Here is a 17947-nt window from a genome sequence, read left to right as displayed (position 1 = left end):
TGGGACACACCGTGGCTCGACGGCTCGGCGGGGCGGGTGATGCGCCCGTACACCGCCTGTGGCGGCCGCACGAGACCGGGCGTCGCGCTCGACCTGCTGTCCCGGATGACCGCGACGGGGGTGCGCCCGCGCGTTCCGCTCGGGGCCGAGCACACCCTCGCGCTGCGGTTGTGCGCCGGCGCCGCCGTCACCGTCGCCGAGCTGGCGGGGCAGCTGCGACTCCCGGCCGCGGTGGTGAAGGTGCTGCTGTCCGACCTCATGGAACACGGGGCCGTCATGGCGCAGTCGCCGCGGTTCCCGGGCGGAGGGTCGTTCGCCGCCGATGACCAGTCCCTCCTCCTGGCGGTGCTCGATGGCCTGCGCAGACGACTGTGATGCCCCCGTCACCCTGAAGATCCTGGTCGCGGGGGGTTTCGGGGCGGGCAAGACCACCTTCGTCGGCGCGGTGAGCGAGATCGAGCCGCTGAGCACGGAGGAACTGCTCAGCGATCTCGGCGCGGGCTCCGACCCGCTGCACGGGGTCGAGGCCAAGACCACGACGACCGTCGCGCTCGACTTCGGGCGGATCACCCTGGACGACCGCCACGTGCTCTACCTCTTCGGCACGCCCGGCCAGCACCGCTTCTGGTTCCTCTGGGAGGAGCTGTGCGCGGGCGCGCTCGGAGCCGTGGTGCTCGCGGACACCCGCCGCTTGGAGGACTGCTTCCCGGCGGTGGACTTCTTCGAGCGGCGCGGGATCGGCTTCATCGTCGCCGTCAACGAGTTCGACGGCTGCCACCGCTACACGCCCGACGAGGTCCGGGAAGCGGTGGGACTGGGGTCCGAGGTGCCCGTCGTGAGGTGCGACGCGCGCCTGACCAGCTCCGGGACGGCGACGCTGGCCGCCCTGGTCCGTCACCTGCTGTGCCTGTCGTCAGCGTCAGCGTCATTGTCATCGTCAACGGAGTCGGGGGAAACGTGATGAGCTCCTACGAATCGACCGGACACCTGCTGCTCACGCCCGTGGACCGGGAGGCGCCCGCGCGGGCCGTCCGGCTGCGCGAACTGGGACTGGGGGAGCGGGCGGACACCGAACTCGACGCCTTCGCGCGACGCGTGGCGGACGTCCTCGACGCGCCCTACGCGGGCGTGAACTTCGTCGGCGAGGAACGCCAGTTCTTCGCCGGCCTGCACCACGCGCCCGACGCCCCGGAGAGCGGCTACCCGGCACGGGTCCTGGCCCGCGATCACGGCTACTGCCCCCACGTGGTCGTACGCAGGCGCGCGCTGGTGCTGGAGGACGTACGGGACTTCGCCCGGTTCGCCGGGAACGCGGTGGTGGACGGGAGCGGGGTCCGGTCCTACCTGGGGGCGCCGCTGACCGACCGGCGCGGGTTCGTACTGGGCACGGTGTGCGCGGTGGACGTGGTGCCGCGGCGCTGGGGGACGGAGGGGCTCGCCACCGCCAAGGGGCTGGCGGCGGAGCTGGTGGCCCTGCTGCACGAGCGCGAGGACCGGCGTGCATGAGCGCCCCTGCCGGCGGTGGGGGCTACGGTCGTCGGACGGAGGATCCACCGGAACCGCAGGACCGGAACCGGAACCGGAGGATCTACCGGAAACGGAGGACCGGAACCGGAAGCGAAACCGGAACCGGAGGCTGGAAAGGAGTTCCGGGTATGGCCACCACCGTGCGGGACGTCCGCATGATCGCACTGTCCCTCCCGGACAGCAGCGAGAAACCGGCATGGGGCATGCCGGCCTTCCGGGTGGGCGGGAAGATCTTCGCTGCCCTCGGCGACGACGACACCTCGATCGGGGTGAAATGTCCCAAGGAGGACCGGGCCGAGCTGATCGCCGCGGAACCGGAGAAGTTCTTCCTGCGCGCCGGCCACGACGACAACTACGCGTGGATCCGGGTCCGCCTGGCGGCGGTGCAGGACGAGGCCGAACTGCGCTCCATCCTGCTCGACTCCTGGCTCCAGGCGGCCCCGAAACGCCTCGTCGCAGCCCACCCGGAGCTGGCCGGCGGGCCCGGCTGACCTGCCCGCGGCCCGGTGGCGGAAAGGCGCGCGCGACCACCCACGGAAATGCGGTATCGTTCTCATGCGCGTTCGGCCAGGGGAAACCCCAGGTCAGCGGGCATCGGGACGTGGCGCAGCTTGGTAGCGCACTTGACTGGGGGTCAAGGGGTCGCAGGTTCAAATCCTGTCGTCCCGACCAGCGTTTACGCAGGTCGGAGGCCGTTCTCTCGTACACGGGAGAACGGCCTTTCGTGTGTCCGGGTCCGTGGTGGTCGCAGCCACGCTCGGCGACTCACGGGTCAGGGGCCGCTCCAGAGTGGTCTGGGGCGGCCCCTGAGTGGTTGGGCCGTGTCAGGCGGTGCTGTGGGCGGTGTCGGGGATCCAGGAGCCGTGGAGGCCTGCGGCGACGCGGTGGGGGAGGTGGACGGTGGCGATGCGGTCGAGGCCGGTGGCGTCGAGGACGAGGAGTTGGGAGGCGTCCTGTTTGAGGTCGGAGACGACGGTGAGGAGGTAGCCGTCGTCTTCGTTGGTGGCGCCGGCGGCGGGGACGAAGACGGCTTCGCTGGGCAGGCGGGCGTCGCCGACCTGGTGGATGCGGCGGGCGCCGGTGGTGCGGTCGTACTTGACCAGGCCGTAGCCGCCGAGGCCGTTCTCGTCGGGGAAGGCGATGGCGTACTGGTAGCGGTTCTCGGCGCCGAGGTAGTCCTCGTTGAGGGTGGGGAACTCGACGGGGAGGTCGTCGACGATGTGTTCGTCGACGGTGGCGGCGGTGAGGTCGATGGTCCAGCGGCGGGTGTAGGAGCGGGCGACGGGTTCGGTGCCGCGGCCGGGGGCGCCGGTCCACCAGTTCCAGGAGAGGCGGAAGCCTTCGCGGTCGACGGTGGGGCCTTCGAGGATGATGCGGCCCTGGCCGTCTTCGTAGGCGTTGGAGACGTGGAGCATGTTGCCGGGTTCGATGGAGAACCAGCGGATGTGGCGGGCCCCGTCGGTGCCGCGGGGCATGACGCCGATGCGGGAGGGCTGCTGGTCGCTCCAGCCGTAGGGGATGCCGGATCGCTCGGCGGGGTCGAAGGTGACGTTGCCCTCGACGAAGACGATGTGGTGCCGGGTGAGGGCGAAATCGTGCTTGAGCGCGGCGCTCGCGCCGGGGACTTCGGCACTGTGGACGAGCGCACCCTTGACGTCGGCAACGTGGTAGGTGAGGTACGGGGGGACGGGTGAGGAGCCGAAGAAGTGCAGTTCGCCGGTGACGGGGTCTTCCTTGGGGTGGGCGGTCATCGCGGTGCGCAGCGTGCCGTCGAAGTCGTAGGCGCCGACGGTGTCGAGGTCGCCGGTGAGTTCGAAGGGGAGGTTGGCCTCGCACAGGGCCAGGAGCCGGCCGGCGTGTTCGATGACGTGGGTGCCCGCGGCGCTGGCGGTGAGGTCGGGGCCTTTGTCGGTCATGTAGGGGGCGCCGTCGAGGGCGGGGGTGTGGACCCAGCGGTTGCGGTACCACTCGGCGCGCCCGGCGCGCAGGCGGATGCCGTGGACCATGCCGCTGCCCTTGAACCAGTGGGTGGGAGTGATCCCGGGCTTCGGGTTGTGGCCGTTGCGCAGCAGCCGACCGGACAACTCGGGCGGGATGGCGCCCTCGACGGTCAGGTCGGTGGCGGTGACCTCCTCCACCACGGGAGTGAAGTGGCCGGTCAGATAGGGCTTCGATGTGGTCATGCCGAGAGTTCCTTCGAGTGCTCGGGGCGGGACGTGAGGAGCCACGCCACTCCGGCGGCCTCCCGGGCCGTCGCTCTGCGTGCCGCGTGCCGCCTTCATGGCACACAGGCTCACGCCGGGCGGTGTCCACTATCCAGGCCCGCCGGAGGGGATCGGTGTCCACTGCTGTCCGCACCTGTCCACCCGCTCCCCGCCGGCCGGCCGGCGCGCCGGCCGCTGCTATCGCGGGCCGGTCAGCTCCCGCTGCCACAGGGCCTCGGAGAGCAGGTCCAGGCCCTGACGCAGATGGCGACGGTAGGTGCCGTACGGGAGTCCCAGGCGGCGGGCCGCGCCCTCCTGGGTCGGCACCCCGGCGAGGTACCCCGCGGTCAGGGCCTCACGGGCGCGCACCCCGCGCGGGTCACCGGCGAGGCCGTCGACGCTCTCGCGCAGCAGCGTGCGCAACTCCTCGACGGGATCGCCGAGATCGGCCGCGAGACGCGTACGCATCAGGGCGCAGGCGGCGAAGGCGTTCGGATCACGCCAGTGTGCCAGCGCTTCGCGCAAGGCCTGGTCGAAGGCGCTGCGCGAGAGGGCCGACGGCGCCGACGGGACCGGTGAGTCGGGGGTCGATATGAATCGGTAGAGCCAGGCCTCCACGGGGATCTCACGCCAGTCGACACCGAACAGCCCGTAGGTGTGCTCGCCGACCCGGGGGCGCTCCCCGGTGTCGACCAGGGTGCCCTCGACACGTTCGGCCCACGCCTCGGCGTCCTGGAAGACGGCGAAGCCGAAGGCGCGGCCGCGGGCGCGGGCCGCCTCCGCCTGGGCCCGGGAGCTGCTCAAGTCGATGACCCGCGAGGGGACTTGGTAGCGCTCGGGGTAGACCGAGAAACGGCTGATCCCGATGTGCTCGCCGGGGCGCACCGGGGCGGTGGTATCCGTGTACCGCCACGCGGCGGCGACGACGGGGTCGGTGGCGAGGTCCTCGGGGTCGGGAGGGGCCGGCAGGGCGAGGCGGGCCGTGAAGGCGACGACGCGGCCGGTGCCCACCCGGCGGTAGACGCTGAAGTCCTGCGGTCGGCGCCGTGCCCAGTAGCGGACCAGCTCCGCCGAGGCGGGCCCCTCGGTCTCCTCCGCCATCCGCAGCACGACCTCCATGTCGTCCGGGTGCAGCGGACGGTCGTGCAGCTCGTCGTCGCGGGACCAGGTGCGCAGCCGGGCCAGGGTCTCGCCCTCCCGGAAGAGGTAGAAGAGCTCGTCGGTGACGGTCCACACCCGCTCCTCGGCCGCCTCGCGCAGGAGGCGCAGGTATTCGTCCGCGAGGCGCTGGCGGATCGTGGCGAAGGCGTTGGGGGCACGCCAGCGCAGGTCGGCGGCGAGGGTCTCGCGTGCCGCGTCGTGCGGGTGGAGTCCGCGGTGCGTGGACTCCATGAAGGGCAGGTCCCTCAGCCAGGAGAACAGCAGGTGGGCGTCCTCCCCGGGCAGTACGCAGGACAGCAGCTCCTCGGACGTCGAGTGGGCCTGCGCCGCCACCTCCAGGGCGCGGCGGTGGGCGGCCGTGGGGACCTCGCCGATCAGCCCCGCCAGCAGGGTGCGCAGTACGTCCGCCGACGGGGCCCAGACCTCCTCCCTGGCGCAGCCCGCCGATCCGGCCGCGGCGGCCAGGGACAGGGCGAGCGGGTTGCCGCCGGCGAAACGGAGCACCCGGTCGCGCAGTTCGGGCCGGATCTGCGCCGCGACCAGCACGCTCAGGGCCTGTTCCGTGGAGAACGGCTCCAGCTCGCTCACGTGCAGGAGCCGGGACCAGGCCGGGTCGGCGGTCCACTGCGGCTGCGGGGCGCGCCGCCCGGCCAGGACGACCAGGGTGCCGTCCGCCGCGCGGGGCAGGAAGTGGTGCCACAGCCAGCTCTCCAGCCACTGGCAGTGGTCGAAGGAGTCCACGAACAGGACGGTGCCCGCAACGTCGAGGAACGGGCCGGCGGCGTGCTCGAAATCGGCCGGGTCGCGGCTGACGAACCGGCCGTCGAGCTCGACGAGCAGCCGGCCCGCGTCCCGGGCGTGGTCGGCCAGACGCCGCAGCAGCGTGGACTTCCCGATGCCGCCCGGCCCACACACGTAGAACGCGAACGGGGCCTGCGCATCGCCGGCCAACGCACTTTCGAAGAGACCGAGTTGTTCCTCCCGACCGATGAAGGCCTGCACTCGGGCCCTGCTGAGTCTTTCTCCTACGGACACCATGGTGGTCTGCTTTCTCCTTGTCACAGCACCGGCCCTCCGCAGCCCGAGGCCACGGAGAGCGCTCTCTTTGGCGTCGGGTTCCCCGTCGGATCTCCCGCGTCGGATTCCTCCGTCGGAGCCCCCGGTCGGAGCCCCCGGTCGGAGCCCCCTTCGCGTCACTTGACGCTGCCGAGGTTCCCGTCGTCGGGGTGGCCGGTGACCAGGAGGGTGGTCTCCTCGACGGACTGGAAGCGGCCGTCCGGGGCCATCCGGGCGAAGAGGTAGACCTCGGTGCGGGAGGTGCGTCCGTTGTGCTGGGTGAGGGTGACGGTGTGCCGGTCGGCGTAGCGCGCACCGTCCCGCAGCTCGTCGTGGACCTCGATGTGCCCGTCGCGGACCAGGGTGCGCAGTCGCGCCATGTGCTGCACGAAGGCGGTCCGGTCGCTCCGGACGCCGTCGGTGCGCTGGCGGTAGTCGGGGGTGAAGTGCCGGTCGACGGCCTCGGTGAGGTCGAGGCCGGGGGTGAAGAGCAGGTCGGTGATGGCTCTGGTGATGTCGGTCGATGTCATCGTCGTCTTCGTCTTCGCCTGGGGGAGTGGGGGGTTGTCCGTAACCGGCTTGCGGGGCCGGGCAGTACGGGCCGCGGCCGGTCCCGGCCGTGGCCGCCATACAAGACGGGCGTCACCCACGGCGGGTTCCACGTCCTTGGACGGGAGTGAAGTCCAGTGACAGGGCGACCGGACCCCGCGTGTACAGGCCGGCCTCCCGGTAGCGGAAGCCGGGGCTGTAGCGGACCCCGTCCAGCAGGGGCAGGAGCATGGCGGCGACGGTCTCGATCTCGGCACGGGCGAAGGCCGCGCCGACGCACTGGTGGAGTCCGGCCCCGAAGGCCAGGTGCTGGGCCGCCGCGGTGAAGGAGCGGGCCGTGCCCAGGTCCGCGCGGTGGATGTCGAAGGTGTCCGGGGCGGTGAACGCGTCCGGGTCGCGGTTGGCGGCGCCGATCATGCAGAAGACGGTGGCGCCCGCCGGGACGGTGGTGCCCGCCAGCACCACGTCCGCCTCCGCCTGGCGGGGAATGAGCTGGACGGGCGGGGTGAAGCGCAGGGTCTCGGCGACGGCGGCGCCCAGCAGGTCCGGGTCCCGGCGGACCTGCGCCAACTGCTCGGGGTGGTCGATCAGATGCCGGAAGAGCAGTGCGAGGGTCTTGTCCGCCGGCTCGGCGGCGGCGATCAGCACGTTGAGGATCAGGGCGGTGACATCGCGATCACTCATCGCGACGCCGTCGAACTCGGCGGTGCACAGGCCCGATATCAGGTCCTCGCCGGGGTGGCGGCGCCGCTGCTCGATCACGGGAGCGAGGTAGGCCTCCAACTGCTCGGCGCAGTCCAGGCAGTGGCGGCGGCGCTCCGGGGTGAGGGACAGGCTGGTGACGAACTCGGCGATGCCGCCGTGCCATTCGGCCACCTGCTGCCAGTCCGCCCGGTCCAGGCCGAGGACGTCGAGGGCCACGTGGACGGCGAACGGCTTGCCGAAGTCGTTGACCAGGTCCATCCGGCCGCGGGGGAGGAACGGCGCCAGGAGTTCGGCTGCGTTGGTGCGGATGGCGCGTACCTGGGCCCGGAGGGCGGCTCCGGTGAAACCCCGTACGACGATCTTCCGCTTGGCGGTGTGCTCGGCTCCGGTCATCTGGGCGAGGACCCGCCCGCGCATCACCGGCTCGGCGCGCGCCTGGAACATCTCGGTGGTGAAGGCGTCGTGGTCGGTCAGTACCCGCTTCACGTCCTCGTAGCGGGAGACGAACCAGCTTTCGATCGCCGGCTCGTGGTGCACCGGAGCCTGCTCCCGCAGGTGCGCGTAGAAGTGGTGGGGCGCGGCGGCGAACGCATCGGACAGCACACTGAAAGGGGGAGTTGCCAGGGGCATGTTCGGCGACCTCTCGAAGGTTGCGCATGGTGCGGTGTGGGGGTGGGTGGGGGTGGGGGTGGGCGCGTGGGGCCTCGTCCGGGAGTCCGAGGGATGCTACCGATGCCGGTCGGACCATCGGTCGTCGTACCCGCCGGTCGGTGGCCCCGCCGTCACTCGTGGCACTGTGGTCCCATGACCATCGAAGGTCGCCCCGCGTCGGTCATCGAGGACGCACGCGCCGCGTACGGGCGGGCGCGCGCGGGCGGGGCGGCGTCCGCCGCCCCGCCCGCCCGACGACAGCACTAGGGCCTGTATCGAGTTGCCCCGCGGGGCAACTCGATACAGACCCTAGGTCCGACGGGCCGGTGCCAGCGCGGCGTGCGGTTCCCCGTCGGCCGGGTCCTGGGCCGCCGGACCCCGGGCGGGCTCCCACGCGCGGCGCGGCCGCGCCGCGGGGGCCGGCAGCCTCGACAGGTTGGCGCTGACCATCGCCGCCGTACGGACCACGGCCTCGCCCAGCGGGGCGATCTGCTTGCCGTCCAGCGCGGTCGCCGCCACCGCGGCCACCGCCTGCCCCGTATCGGAGAACACCGGCGCCGCCACGCACGACAGCGCGCTCACGCACTGACCGTACTGGAAGGCCATGCCCTGCTCCCGGGCCCGCGCCGCCTCCCGCGACCACGCGGCCCGCGACCACCCCGCAGGCGCGGCCGCCTCGGGAGCGGACGCCGTCAGGATCAGCTCGGCCGCACTCCCGGGCGGCAGGACGACCCCGGGATGCAGCGCGAAGACGTCGTCCACCTCGCTGCGCGTGCTCCCCACCACGATGGCGTGCCCCGCCTCGGGAACCGACAGGCTGACGGCCAACCTGACGCTCGTTGAAGCCAGTTCACGCAAGGGCCGCGCCGACGCGGCCCGCAGTGTCCGCGCCGGGTGCCACGCCTGCCCCAGCCGGAACGTCCTCGGGCCCAGCCGGTAGCGGCCCGAACAGCTCTGCACCGCGCCGAGCGCGACCAGCTGCCCGAGCAGCCGGTGCGCCGTTGCCTTGGGCAGTTCGGCGTCGGCCGCCAGCCTGGTCAGGCCGATCTCGTCGCCGTGCGCGAGCACCTCCATGAGTGCAAACGCGCCCTCCAGGACACCCCGCCCCTCAGTGCCGGATCTGGCCATGAGCGGTTCCCCCTTCCGTACGGACGTCATCGGTCGGATGGTGTCCGTAACTCCCCGTTCGTCCCGGCCCATCAGCAAGAACGGTGGTACCGCCCTCCGCTTTCGCCGGTCCGTTGGACGGACCAGATCATTGCCCGTGCATCTCGATCGCGCCAGGGTGTTGTCACCCAGGGACGTTCGGACCGGCCCCTGAACCGGGCACGGGACGCCCGTCCGCCAGGAGCGACAAAAGGAGGATCCGATGAGCGCGATCAAGACCAGCGCCAAGCAGTTCAAGTACGTCATGGGTGCCATGACGGCCGTCTTCTTCGGCTCTTGCTCTGCCAGCTGACGCAGATTCGGGGGGTGGGGGCGGCGTGCCGCCCCCACCCCTTTTCTTCACGTTCTAGGGAGGCATGAGTGCTGGAGACCGGTGTCCGGCAGGTCCGCGTGGCGATGGCCATGGTGTTCGGCCGGAAGCTGAACGTACGGGCCGTGGAGCGGCTGGTCGCCGACGCCCTCGCCACGCTTGAGGAGTTCGGCTCACTCGGCGACGACGTCGACGAACTGGCCGACGGGCCGTTCGCCGACCCCGACGAGCGCCGCGACCTGCAGAACCGCGCGCTCCAGCGGACCGTGCGCCGACTCGCCAGTCGATCACCCTTCTACCAGGAGCGGCTCGCCGGCATCGACCTCGACGGACTGACCACCGAGACGCTCACCCGGATCCCCGTCACCCGCAAGGCCGACCTGGTCGAGCGCCCCGCCGACTTCCTGTGCAGCCCCCCCTACCTCGCGACCCAGACGACCGGCACCACCGGCCGCCCCGTCCAGATGTGGCTCTCCCGCTACGAGATGGAGCTCTGGCCGGCACTGATCGCGCTGTCCGTCGTGCTGCGCGGCGACATCCGCCCCGGCGACCGGATGCAGATCAACCTCAGCTCCCGGGCGACGGCCGCCGTACAGGAGGACGTGGAGGTCTGCCGGCTCGTGGGCGCCTCCTGCCACGTCGTCGGGCAGGTCCCGCCCGAGGAGTCCGTCGAGCATCTGCTCGGCGGCAACGGCACCCGCCCCACCCTGCTCACCGGCAACCCCAGCTACCTGGCCCGGATGCTCACGGCGGCACGCCGCCGCGGCTACGGGCCGGACGACTTCGGCCTCCGGTCGATCTACGCCGGCGGCGAGATCGTGTCGCCGGCCCTCGTACGGGCCCTGCGCGAGACCTTCGGCGCGCAGACGATCGGCGACAACTTCGGCATGACCGAGCTGCTGCCCGTCGGCGGCCGCACCTGCAGCCACCACCACCTCCACATCGATCCCAACATGGGGTACACCGAGGTGCTCGGCCTCGACACGGGTGAGCCCGTCGCCCCCGGACAGCTCGGGGAACTGACCGTCACGCCGTACTACCCCTACCGGGAGTGCATGCCGGTCCTGCGGTACAACACCGGCGACGTCGTACGCACCCTTCAGGGCGAACCGGACTGTGAACTGGCCGCCGTGCCCGCCGTCTCGCAGATCCTCGGCAAGGCGGGCACCCTGCTGCGCACCGCCGACGCGGTCGTGACGCCGCGCGACATCGTCGAGGCCCTGGACGGCACCCCGGGCATGCCGTGGCCGCTGCGCCACCGGGCGCAGGTCGGGCCCGACGGCCGCCTCCACGTGGAGGTCGCCTCGCCGGCCGCGACCACGGCCGAGGTGACCGAGCGGCTGCGGGCCCGCGACATCGACGCGCGGGTCACCGTCCTGCCGCTGGACGACGAGGAGGCCGCGCGCCGCTTCCCCCTCCGCTGTGACCTGTTGGAGCACACCTTCACCCGGAGCCACGCATGACGGTCTTCTTCCAGCTCGTGGTCACCGCGGCCCTCGCGCTCGCGGTCGTCGCCGGCACCATCGCCTACTTCCGTGCCGTCCGCACGGCGAGGCCGCCCGTCGGCGTCTTCAACGGCCGCGACATCTTCCTGATGATGGGCTTCGTCCTGGCGCTGCCGTACGTCTACCTCGCACTGCCGGGCGCCGTCCTCCCCGCCGTGCTCGCCCTGGTCTTCGCCGGGGGACTGTCCGTCGGCTACCAGCCCCTCGTCGGCAACGGCCGGCTGCGCTGGGCGCTGATCACCGCGCTGATCGCGAGCGTACTCGTCACGCACCTGGCCTTCGGCGAGACCGCACCGCCGTACTGGGTGGCGAACAGCTGTGTCGTCGGCCTGGTCGTCGTCTCCGCCACCAACCTCAACGTCCAGGGCGGCATGCGGCTGAAGAACGTGGCGTGGTTCCTGCTCGCCCTCGCCGCCTACGACGCCTTCTTCGCCTGGGTCGTGCCGCTGACCCAGGAGCTCGCCGACGCCGTCCAGGGCTATCCGTACGCACCGGCCGCGGGCCTGCGCATCGGTGAGGACCTCGGCGCCGTCGTCGGCATGGGCGACCTGCTGGCCTACGCCCTCTTCACGACCACCGCCTACAAGGCGTACGGGAAGCCGGGGCTGCGGACCGGGGTCGCCCTGGTCGTGCTGTTCGGGGCCGCGGCGCCCGTGGCGGCCCTGCACCTGATCTCGGCGGCCACCGGCGACGCCCCCGGCATCATCCCCGCCCAGGTGTTCTTCGGCCCGGCCGCCTTCGCCGCCTACCAGGTCCTGCGCCGCCGGGGGCCGGAGCGCCGGATGGCCGACATCGTCTTCCGCCGCGACCGCGCGGACGCCCCGCGGCAGGCCCCGGTCCGCGCCGAGGCCCGGCCGGTGGCCTGATCGGACAGGTCCGGGGGCCGGGACGCCGGCCGCGGCGGTGCTGCACTGCCGGGACGCGTTCCCCGGTGTGCGCACGCAAGGACATGCCCGCCGCCCCGCGGCCCTGCGCCGGGGACTTCGCCAGGCCGCCGTACGGAGGCGCGGACCGGCCCCGACCGGCCCCGACCGGCCCCGACCCGGTGTGGCGTGGCGCCGCGCGGCACGCTGTGGGGTCGCGGCGAGTGGCGGTGACGAGCTCCGACGGCGCAGGCTGTATGCATGCGGGTGTCCATCCGCTCCACTCCCCGACCGGGAGGCAGCGGCCACCACCAGGTCCTCTTCGTCCTCGCGGAGTGCGTGCCCTTCGCGATCGCGCTCCTGGTGCTGGCCATCGAGTTCACGCCCGCGCACGTCCTGTACACCGGGCCCTTCCTGGTGGCCACGCCGGCGCTGGCCGCGGTGACCATGGGCCCCAAGGGCACCGTCGCCGCGGCGGCCCTCGCCGTGGCCGTGAGCATCACCACCGCCACGTACAACCAGGCGTGGGGCAACCAGCAGGTCTACAGCAACTTCATCGCCCTCTTCCTGGTGTCGGTGGCCAGCGTGACGACCAGCCGCATGGCCCGCGCACGCAGCGCGAGCGAGCTGAACCAGGTCCGCCGGATCGCCTCCGCGGCGCAGAAGGTCCTGCTGCGGCCCGTCCCCGAGCGGCTGGGCCCCCTGCGCGCGGCCAGCCTCTACCTCGCGGCCGAGAAGGGCGCGCAGATCGGCGGGGACCTCTACGAGGCCATGGAGACCCGGTACGGGATCCGGATGATCGTCGGAGACGTGCGGGGCAAGGGCCTGCCCGCCGTACGGACGGCCGCGGCCGTACTGGGCGCCTTCCGGGAGGCGGTGCACTACGAGGACGACCTGGTGGACGTCATCAGGCACTGCGAGGAGGCGATGCGCCGGGACGCCGCCGTGCCGGGCGCGGTCGACGAGGAGGCGCTCGTGGAGGGCTTCGTCACCGCGGTGGTGGCCCAGGTCCCCGCCGGGCACGTGGTCGAGGTGGTCAACCGCGGCCACCCGCCGCCGCTGCTGCTGCGCGACGGCAAGGTCCAGCCCCTGATGCCCAGCACTCCGCTGCCGCCGCTCGGCCTGGGCGAGTTCATCACCGGCCCGCCCGGCACCCGCGACGGCTATGCCTTCCTGCCCGGCGACCGCCTGCTGCTCCACACCGACGGCGTCAACGAGGCCCGGGACCGCGGCAACGCCTTCTTCGCCCTGCCGGAGGCCATGGAGGCGATGCCCGACCGAGGGCCCCGGGAGTTCCTGGACCGGCTGTGCCAGGCACTGGTCCGCCATACCGAGGACCGGCTGGACGACGACGTGGCGATGATCGTCGTCGACCGGCTCGACGACGCCGGAGGGCAGGCCCGATGACAGACACGCGTGCAGTGGCTCCTGGTGCGCGGCGCTCGCTGTGCGAGCCCGTCGCCGCCTTCGAGGCCTTCCGGGCGGCGGCCGCGGCCGGTCCGAGGGCGCCGCGTACCAGCGTGAACGCGGGCGAACCGGTACGCCGTGTCCTTGGACGGGTACCCCTTAAGCGGCCAATGGGCAGTGGGGTTAGCATATGAGCGCCGCCTAGCTCGAAAGATAAAGCCTGTGACTGTCAACGAGGACTCGTTCACCAACTGGAACCACCGCGAGGAGATCGCGGAGGCGATGATCCCGATCATCGGGAAGCTGCACCGGGAGCGGGACGTCAACATCCTGCTCCACAGCCGCTCCCTGGTGAACAAATCGGTGGTCAGCATCCTCAAGACCCACCGCTTCGCGCGGCAGATCGACGGCGAGGAGCTGTCGGTCACCGAGACCATGCCGTTCCTGCAGGCGCTCACCGCCCTCGACCTCGGTCCCTCGCAGATCGACCTCGGCATGCTCGCCGCCACGTACAAGGCCGACGACCACGGCCTGTCGGTGGAGGAGTTCACCGCCCAGGCCGTCGCCGGCGCCACGGGCGAGAACAAGCTGGAGCGCAGCGAGGGCCGCGACGTCGTCCTGTACGGCTTCGGCCGCATCGGCCGCCTGGTCGCCCGCCTGCTCATCGAGAAGGCCGGCTCCGGCAAGGGCCTGCGCCTGCGGGCCATCGTCGTCCGGGGCGGCGGCGACCAGGACCTGGTCAAGCGCGCCTCGCTGCTGCGCCGCGACTCGATCCACGGCCAGTTCCAGGGCACGATCACCGTCGACGAGGCCAACAGCACCATCGTCGCCAACGGCAACGCGATCAAGGTGATCTACGCCAACGACCCCTCCGAGATCGACTACACGGCGTACGGCGTCAAGGACGCCATCCTCATCGACAACACGGGCAAGTGGCGCGACCGCGAGGGCCTGTCCAAGCACCTGCGCCCCGGCATCGACAAGGTCGTCCTGACCGCCCCGGGCAAGGGCGACGTCCCGAACATCGTGCACGGCGTCAACCACGACACCGTCAAGCCGGACGAGCGGATCCTGTCCTGCGCGTCCTGCACCACCAACGCGATCGTCCCGCCGCTGAAGGCCATGGACGACGAGTACGGCGTCCTGCGCGGCCACGTCGAGACCGTCCACTCGTTCACGAACGACCAGAACCTGCTGGACAACTACCACAAGGCCGACCGCCGCGGCCGCTCCGCGCCGCTGAACATGGTCATCACCGAGACCGGCGCCGCATCCGCCGTCGCGAAGGCGCTGCCCGAGCTCAAGGCGCCGATCACCGGCAGCTCGATCCGCGTCCCCGTCCCGGACGTCTCGATCGCCATCCTCAGCCTGCGCCTGGGCCGCGAGACCACCCGCGAGGAAGTCCTCGACCACCTGCGCGACGTCTCGCTGAACTCGCCGCTGAAGCGCCAGATCGACTTCACCACCGCCCCCGACGCCGTCTCCATGGACTTCGTCGGCTCGCGCCACGCGTCCATCGTCGACGCCGGCGCGACCAAGGTCGACGGCGACAACGCGATCCTCTACCTCTGGTACGACAACGAGTTCGGCTACTCGTGCCAGGTCATCCGCGTCGTCCAGCACGTCTCCGGCGTGGAGTACCCGACCTACCCGGCTCCGGCGGTCTGATCCCGCCCGACCGGTGTCCGCACCGCCGCCCCGCCGCTCCGCGCCGCGGGGCGGCGGTGTTTCCCGCGCCCGGTCCTCCGCCCCCCCGGGCCTGCCCGCCCGCTCAGGCGTCCGCGGGCACCGGCCGTCGCAGCAGGTAGACGGCGGCGGCCCCGACCAGAGCGGCCATGCACACGATGAACACCAGCCCGGCGCCCTCCAGGCCCATCGGGTCCACGAGCAGTCCGACACCGATCACCGGTACGGAGATGCCCGCGTAGGCCACGACGAACAGCGTCGAGATCACCGCCGCGCGCCGGTCCGGCGGCGAGGCCGCGGCCACCGCCGCCAGCGCCGCGCGGAACGCCATCCCCTGCCCGGCCCCGCCGACGACCGCGCTCGCCACCACCAGTGCCAGCAGGTCCCACACCAGAGCGCCCGCGAGCAGCGCCAGCCCGGCGAGCAGTCCCGCGCAGCCCAGCGGCAGCGACCGTGCCACCCCGACCCGGCCGACCGCCAGCTGTCCGGCGGTCGAGGAGAAGAAGGCCAGCGCGACGACCAGCCCGCTCACGGCGTGGTCGGTCACGTCGAGGGACTGCGCGAGGAAGGCCGGACTGACCGAGGTGAACACCCCGAACAGCGCGAAGCCCGCGAACGCGGCGACCGCGGCGGGCCCGAAGACGGACCGCACCTGCGGGGGTACGCCGGGCCGCTGCGGCCGTACGGTGCTCAGCGGCCGCCGCTCCCGTACGGTCTCGTCCAGCCCCAGCACGACGGCGGCCGAGACGGCCACCAGGAACAGGTGCACGGCGAACGGCAGGTACAGCGGCCAGGGGGCGTACTGCGCCAGCACCCCGGCGAGGAGGGGCCCGCAGCCCAGCCCGCCCATGTTGGCGGCCGTGGCCACGAACGTGGCCCGGGAGGCCCCGCCGGGCGGCGCCAGTTCCATCACGTAGACCGTGGCGGCTCCGGTGAACAGCCCGGCGGAGAGGCCTGACAGCAGCCGCCCGGCGTACAGCCAGCCCATCGCGGTGGCGCACAGGAAGCAGACGGCGCTGGCCGCGGAGAACCCCAGGCCCGCCAGCAGCACCGGCCGCCGGCCGACGGCGTCCGAGGCGTTGCCCGCCAGCAGGAGCACGCCGATGACCCCGAAGGCGTACACGGCGTACACGACGGTCACCACCAGCTCGGAGAACCCGAACTTCTCCTGGTAGAGGCCGTAGAGCGGGGTCGGCAGCGTGGTGCCGGCCATGCACACGGCGAACACCGCCCCGCTGAGCAAGCACTGGCGCCACCCTCGGCGATCACCGTCCATGCCGCCGACGGTAACGCGGCCTCCGCGGGCCCGCAGGGCGGGTCAGGGGCGGCCCGCGTGGAGTTCCAACGGGCCGGCGCCGCTGGCCCGCGCGTCGAGGCAGGCGGTGATCTGGCGCCGCAGCGCACCCTTGACCAGGGCGGGGAGTTCCTCGCGCGGGACGGTGCGCCACTGGAGGAGCTCGGTGGGGTCCAGCCGGATCCGGGCGAGGGTGGGGGCGTCGAGGACGCCGCCGTCGTAGAGGAAGCGGATACGGGCCGGGCGGCCGGGCTTGTGCGACCAGTTCACGGCGAGCAGGCGGCCCGGGGCGAGGTCGAGGCCGAGCTCCTCGCGGACCTCCCGCCGGGCCGCCGCGCGCGGGATCTCACCGAGGTCGCTGTCGATGCCGCCGCCCGGCAGGTTCCAGCGGTCGGTGCGGCCGTACGCGGGCTGCACCAGCAGGATCCCGCCGTCGGCGGCGGTGAACACCACGCTCGCCGCGGTCAGCACCTTCGGCCGGCTGGCCCGGTGGCTGGCCGCGTCGAGTGCGCCCGCGTGCTCCAGGGCCGCCCGACGCGCCGGATCCAGACCGGCCGGCGAGCCCGGCTGGGGCACACCGTCGACCAGGTGGGCGAAGGAACCGGCGTGCAGGGCGGCCAGTCCCGCGCGCAGCCGGGGCGCGACCCGGTCGGGCAGGACCGCGCAGGCCTCCTCCGGCCCCAGCCAGCGCGCCCCGGTGATCTCGCCGTCGGCGAAGGCGATCGCCGCGGCCTCCTGGGGCGAGAGCGGCCCGACGAGGTGGACGTGCACGATCAGGGAACGGCCGAGCCGGCCGGGCGGCCGCGAGTCCACCGCCAGCAGCCGGCCGACCGGCACACCGAGGTCCAGTTCCTCCCGCAGCTCGCGGGCCAGCCCCTGCTCCGGCGTCTCGGTGTCCTCGACCGAGCCGCCCGGCAGCTCCAGGTCCGCCTTGTACGAGGTGGTCAGCACGAGGACCCGCCCGCGGGTGTCCAGGACGATCCCGGTGGCGGCCACGAGCGGCGCCGGCTGCGCGGCGTAGTACGCGCGCACCGCGTCGGGGGAGGGACGGTCGGGCACGGCGGGCTCCTGGGGCTCGGGTCGTCGGCAGGAGCACTATGCCGGGCGCCGGCCGCCGCCCCGCGCCGACATGCGGGACCCCCGACGGCGGCGGGCGGACCGGGGCCGTCCTGCCGAGCCCGCCAGGGATCAGGCGCGGGCCAGGAGGAAGCCGCCCATGGTGACCATCGTCGCCGCGACGAGGCCGTCCAGGACCCGCCAGGCCGAGGGGCGGGCGAGCAGGCCGCTCAGCAGCCGGGCCCCGTAGCCCAGGCCGGCGAACCAGGTCAGGCTGGCCAGGCCGGCCCCGACGCCGAAGGCCCAGCGCAGGTCGCCGCGGTCGGCGGCGAGGGATCCGACGAGCAGCACGGTGTCGAGGTAGACGTGCGGGTTGAGCCAGGTCATGGCCAGGCAGGTCAGTACGGCCCGGCGGGCGGATCCGGCGGACGCTCCCTCCGTGGTGAGGGCGGCACCGGGGACGGGCCGCAGCACCCGGCGCGCGGCGAGGACCCCGTAACAGACGAGGAAGACGCCCCCGGCCAGCCCCACGACCGTCAGGGCGGCCGGCCAGGCGGTCACGAACGCCCCGACGCCGGCGACGCCGAGGGCGATGAGGAGCGCGTCGGAGACGGCGCAGATGGCGACCACGGCGAGGACCGCGTGTCGGCGCACGCCCTGGCGGAGGACGAAGGCGTTCTGCGCGCCGATGGCGACGATGAGGGAGAGCCCGGTGCCGAAGCCGGCCAGGGCGGCGGTGATGATGCCGTGTGTCATGGCTCCGACCGTAGGCAGCCGACACTTTTCAGTACAGCTAAAGATTTTTA

The 17947-nt window shown here is 72.8% G+C and carries 16 protein-coding genes and 1 tRNA gene; 9 read left to right on the top strand and 8 right to left on the bottom strand.

Annotated elements, in window-relative coordinates; genetic code table 11:
• Positions 1–39: 39 nt before the first annotated feature.
• The 5 genes from ACFWFZ_RS14295 (at position 40) to ACFWFZ_RS14275 (ending at position 2199) form a co-directional block, all read left to right on the top strand.
• Positions 40–375 carry a DUF742 domain-containing protein gene (locus ACFWFZ_RS14295; protein WP_387122008.1) on the top strand — a complete coding sequence of 112 codons (336 nt, stop codon included), beginning with the start codon at positions 40–42 and terminating at the stop codon, positions 373–375.
• On the top strand, positions 353–961 hold the full coding sequence (locus ACFWFZ_RS14290) for an ATP/GTP-binding protein (protein ID WP_387121618.1): 609 nt from the start codon (positions 353–355) through the stop codon (positions 959–961). Before ACFWFZ_RS14295 ends, ACFWFZ_RS14290 begins: the two co-directional genes overlap by 23 nt.
• A complete protein-coding gene (locus ACFWFZ_RS14285) occupies positions 961–1506 on the top strand; it encodes a GAF domain-containing protein (protein ID WP_387121615.1) in 546 nt (181 codons plus the stop codon). The genes ACFWFZ_RS14290 and ACFWFZ_RS14285 overlap by 1 nt, the downstream gene beginning before the upstream one ends.
• A 149-nt stretch (positions 1507–1655) precedes the next feature.
• Positions 1656–2018 carry an MmcQ/YjbR family DNA-binding protein gene (locus ACFWFZ_RS14280; RefSeq protein ID WP_387121612.1) on the top strand — a complete coding sequence of 121 codons (363 nt, stop codon included), beginning with the start codon at positions 1656–1658 and terminating at the stop codon, positions 2016–2018.
• A 104-nt stretch (positions 2019–2122) separates the two neighbouring features.
• Positions 2123–2199 (top strand) — tRNA-Pro (locus ACFWFZ_RS14275).
• A 152-nt stretch (positions 2200–2351) separates the two neighbouring features.
• Here the strand turns inward: ACFWFZ_RS14275 and ACFWFZ_RS14270 are convergent.
• The 5 genes from ACFWFZ_RS14270 to ACFWFZ_RS14250 all read right to left on the bottom strand — a co-directional run bounded on the left by ACFWFZ_RS14270 (position 2352) and on the right by ACFWFZ_RS14250 (position 9011).
• Positions 2352–3710: a carotenoid oxygenase family protein gene (locus ACFWFZ_RS14270; protein WP_387121609.1), complete on the bottom strand. Its 1359-nt coding sequence runs from the start codon at positions 3708–3710 to the stop codon at positions 2352–2354.
• Between the two features lie 219 nt (positions 3711–3929).
• Positions 3930–5930: an ATP-binding protein gene (locus ACFWFZ_RS14265; RefSeq protein ID WP_387121605.1), complete on the bottom strand. Its 2001-nt coding sequence runs from the start codon at positions 5928–5930 to the stop codon at positions 3930–3932.
• 155 nt (positions 5931–6085) lie between these two features.
• Positions 6086–6478 (bottom strand): nuclear transport factor 2 family protein, encoded by a 393-nt coding sequence (locus tag ACFWFZ_RS14260; protein WP_387121602.1) that lies wholly within the window; start codon positions 6476–6478, stop codon positions 6086–6088.
• Between the two features lie 112 nt (positions 6479–6590).
• Complete coding sequence (locus ACFWFZ_RS14255; protein ID WP_387121599.1) at positions 6591–7805, bottom strand: cytochrome P450, cyclodipeptide synthase-associated; 1215 nt, start codon at positions 7803–7805, stop codon at positions 6591–6593.
• Between the two features lie 357 nt (positions 7806–8162).
• Positions 8163–9011 (bottom strand): IclR family transcriptional regulator, encoded by an 849-nt coding sequence (locus ACFWFZ_RS14250; RefSeq protein ID WP_387121596.1) that lies wholly within the window; start codon positions 9009–9011, stop codon positions 8163–8165.
• A 369-nt stretch (positions 9012–9380) separates the two neighbouring features.
• Between ACFWFZ_RS14250 and ACFWFZ_RS14245 the strand changes: the two genes are divergently transcribed.
• The 4 genes from ACFWFZ_RS14245 (at position 9381) to ACFWFZ_RS14230 (ending at position 14773) form a co-directional block, all read left to right on the top strand.
• Positions 9381–10793, top strand: coding sequence for a phenylacetate--CoA ligase family protein (locus ACFWFZ_RS14245; RefSeq protein WP_387121593.1), 1413 nt, complete (start codon positions 9381–9383; stop codon positions 10791–10793).
• Positions 10790–11701 carry a hypothetical protein gene (locus tag ACFWFZ_RS14240; protein WP_387121590.1) on the top strand — a complete coding sequence of 304 codons (912 nt, stop codon included), beginning with the start codon at positions 10790–10792 and terminating at the stop codon, positions 11699–11701. The genes ACFWFZ_RS14245 and ACFWFZ_RS14240 overlap by 4 nt, the downstream gene beginning before the upstream one ends.
• Before the next feature lie 258 nt (positions 11702–11959).
• The gene (locus ACFWFZ_RS14235) at positions 11960–13105 is read left to right on the top strand and encodes a PP2C family protein-serine/threonine phosphatase (RefSeq protein ID WP_387121587.1); all 1146 of its coding nucleotides are present in this window, start codon (positions 11960–11962) and stop codon (positions 13103–13105) included.
• Positions 13106–13327: 222 nt separating this feature from the next.
• Positions 13328–14773, top strand: a complete 1446-nt coding sequence (locus tag ACFWFZ_RS14230) for a glyceraldehyde-3-phosphate dehydrogenase (protein WP_387121584.1) — start codon at positions 13328–13330, stop codon at positions 14771–14773.
• Between the two features lie 103 nt (positions 14774–14876).
• On the opposite strand, the gene ACFWFZ_RS14225 is transcribed toward ACFWFZ_RS14230, so the two are convergent.
• The 3 genes from ACFWFZ_RS14225 to ACFWFZ_RS14215 form a co-directional block, all read right to left on the bottom strand.
• Positions 14877–16067 (bottom strand): MFS transporter, encoded by a 1191-nt coding sequence (locus tag ACFWFZ_RS14225; RefSeq protein ID WP_387121581.1) that lies wholly within the window; start codon positions 16065–16067, stop codon positions 14877–14879.
• A 42-nt stretch (positions 16068–16109) separates the two neighbouring features.
• A complete protein-coding gene (locus ACFWFZ_RS14220; RefSeq protein WP_387121578.1) occupies positions 16110–17144 on the bottom strand; it encodes an NUDIX domain-containing protein in 1035 nt (344 codons plus the stop codon).
• A 129-nt stretch (positions 17145–17273) separates the two neighbouring features.
• Positions 17274–17897, bottom strand: coding sequence for a LysE/ArgO family amino acid transporter (locus ACFWFZ_RS14215; protein ID WP_387121575.1), 624 nt, complete (start codon positions 17895–17897; stop codon positions 17274–17276).
• Positions 17898–17947 lie beyond the last annotated feature (50 nt).

The organism is Streptomyces sp. NPDC060232, from assembly GCF_042726555.1.
Lineage (GTDB): Bacteria > Actinomycetota > Actinomycetes > Streptomycetales > Streptomycetaceae > Streptomyces.
The sequence above is the reverse complement of the archived record's forward strand: the minus strand, read 5'-3'. Positions and strand labels throughout refer to the sequence as shown.

Bases quoted from the DNA above. Each gene is read 5' to 3' on its own strand.
- ACFWFZ_RS14235 (WP_387121587.1), top strand. From the start codon at position 11,960: ATGCGGGTGTCCATCCGCTCCACTCCCCGACCGGGAGGCAGCGGCCAC.
- ACFWFZ_RS14290 (WP_387121618.1), top strand. From the start codon at position 353: ATGGCCTGCGCAGACGACTGTGATGCCCCCGTCACCCTGAAGATCCTG.
- ACFWFZ_RS14285 (WP_387121615.1), top strand. From the start codon at position 961: ATGAGCTCCTACGAATCGACCGGACACCTGCTGCTCACGCCCGTGGAC.
- ACFWFZ_RS14260 (WP_387121602.1), bottom strand. From the start codon at position 6,478: ATGACATCGACCGACATCACCAGAGCCATCACCGACCTGCTCTTCACC.
- ACFWFZ_RS14250 (WP_387121596.1), bottom strand. From the start codon at position 9,011: ATGACGTCCGTACGGAAGGGGGAACCGCTCATGGCCAGATCCGGCACT.
- ACFWFZ_RS14225 (WP_387121581.1), bottom strand. From the start codon at position 16,067: ATGGACGGTGATCGCCGAGGGTGGCGCCAGTGCTTGCTCAGCGGGGCG.
- ACFWFZ_RS14215 (WP_387121575.1), bottom strand. From the start codon at position 17,897: ATGACACACGGCATCATCACCGCCGCCCTGGCCGGCTTCGGCACCGGG.
- ACFWFZ_RS14265 (WP_387121605.1), bottom strand. From the start codon at position 5,930: ATGGTGTCCGTAGGAGAAAGACTCAGCAGGGCCCGAGTGCAGGCCTTC.
- ACFWFZ_RS14240 (WP_387121590.1), top strand. From the start codon at position 10,790: ATGACGGTCTTCTTCCAGCTCGTGGTCACCGCGGCCCTCGCGCTCGCG.
- ACFWFZ_RS14295 (WP_387122008.1), top strand. From the start codon at position 40: ATGCGCCCGTACACCGCCTGTGGCGGCCGCACGAGACCGGGCGTCGCG.
- ACFWFZ_RS14270 (WP_387121609.1), bottom strand. From the start codon at position 3,710: ATGACCACATCGAAGCCCTATCTGACCGGCCACTTCACTCCCGTGGTG.
- ACFWFZ_RS14280 (WP_387121612.1), top strand. From the start codon at position 1,656: ATGGCCACCACCGTGCGGGACGTCCGCATGATCGCACTGTCCCTCCCG.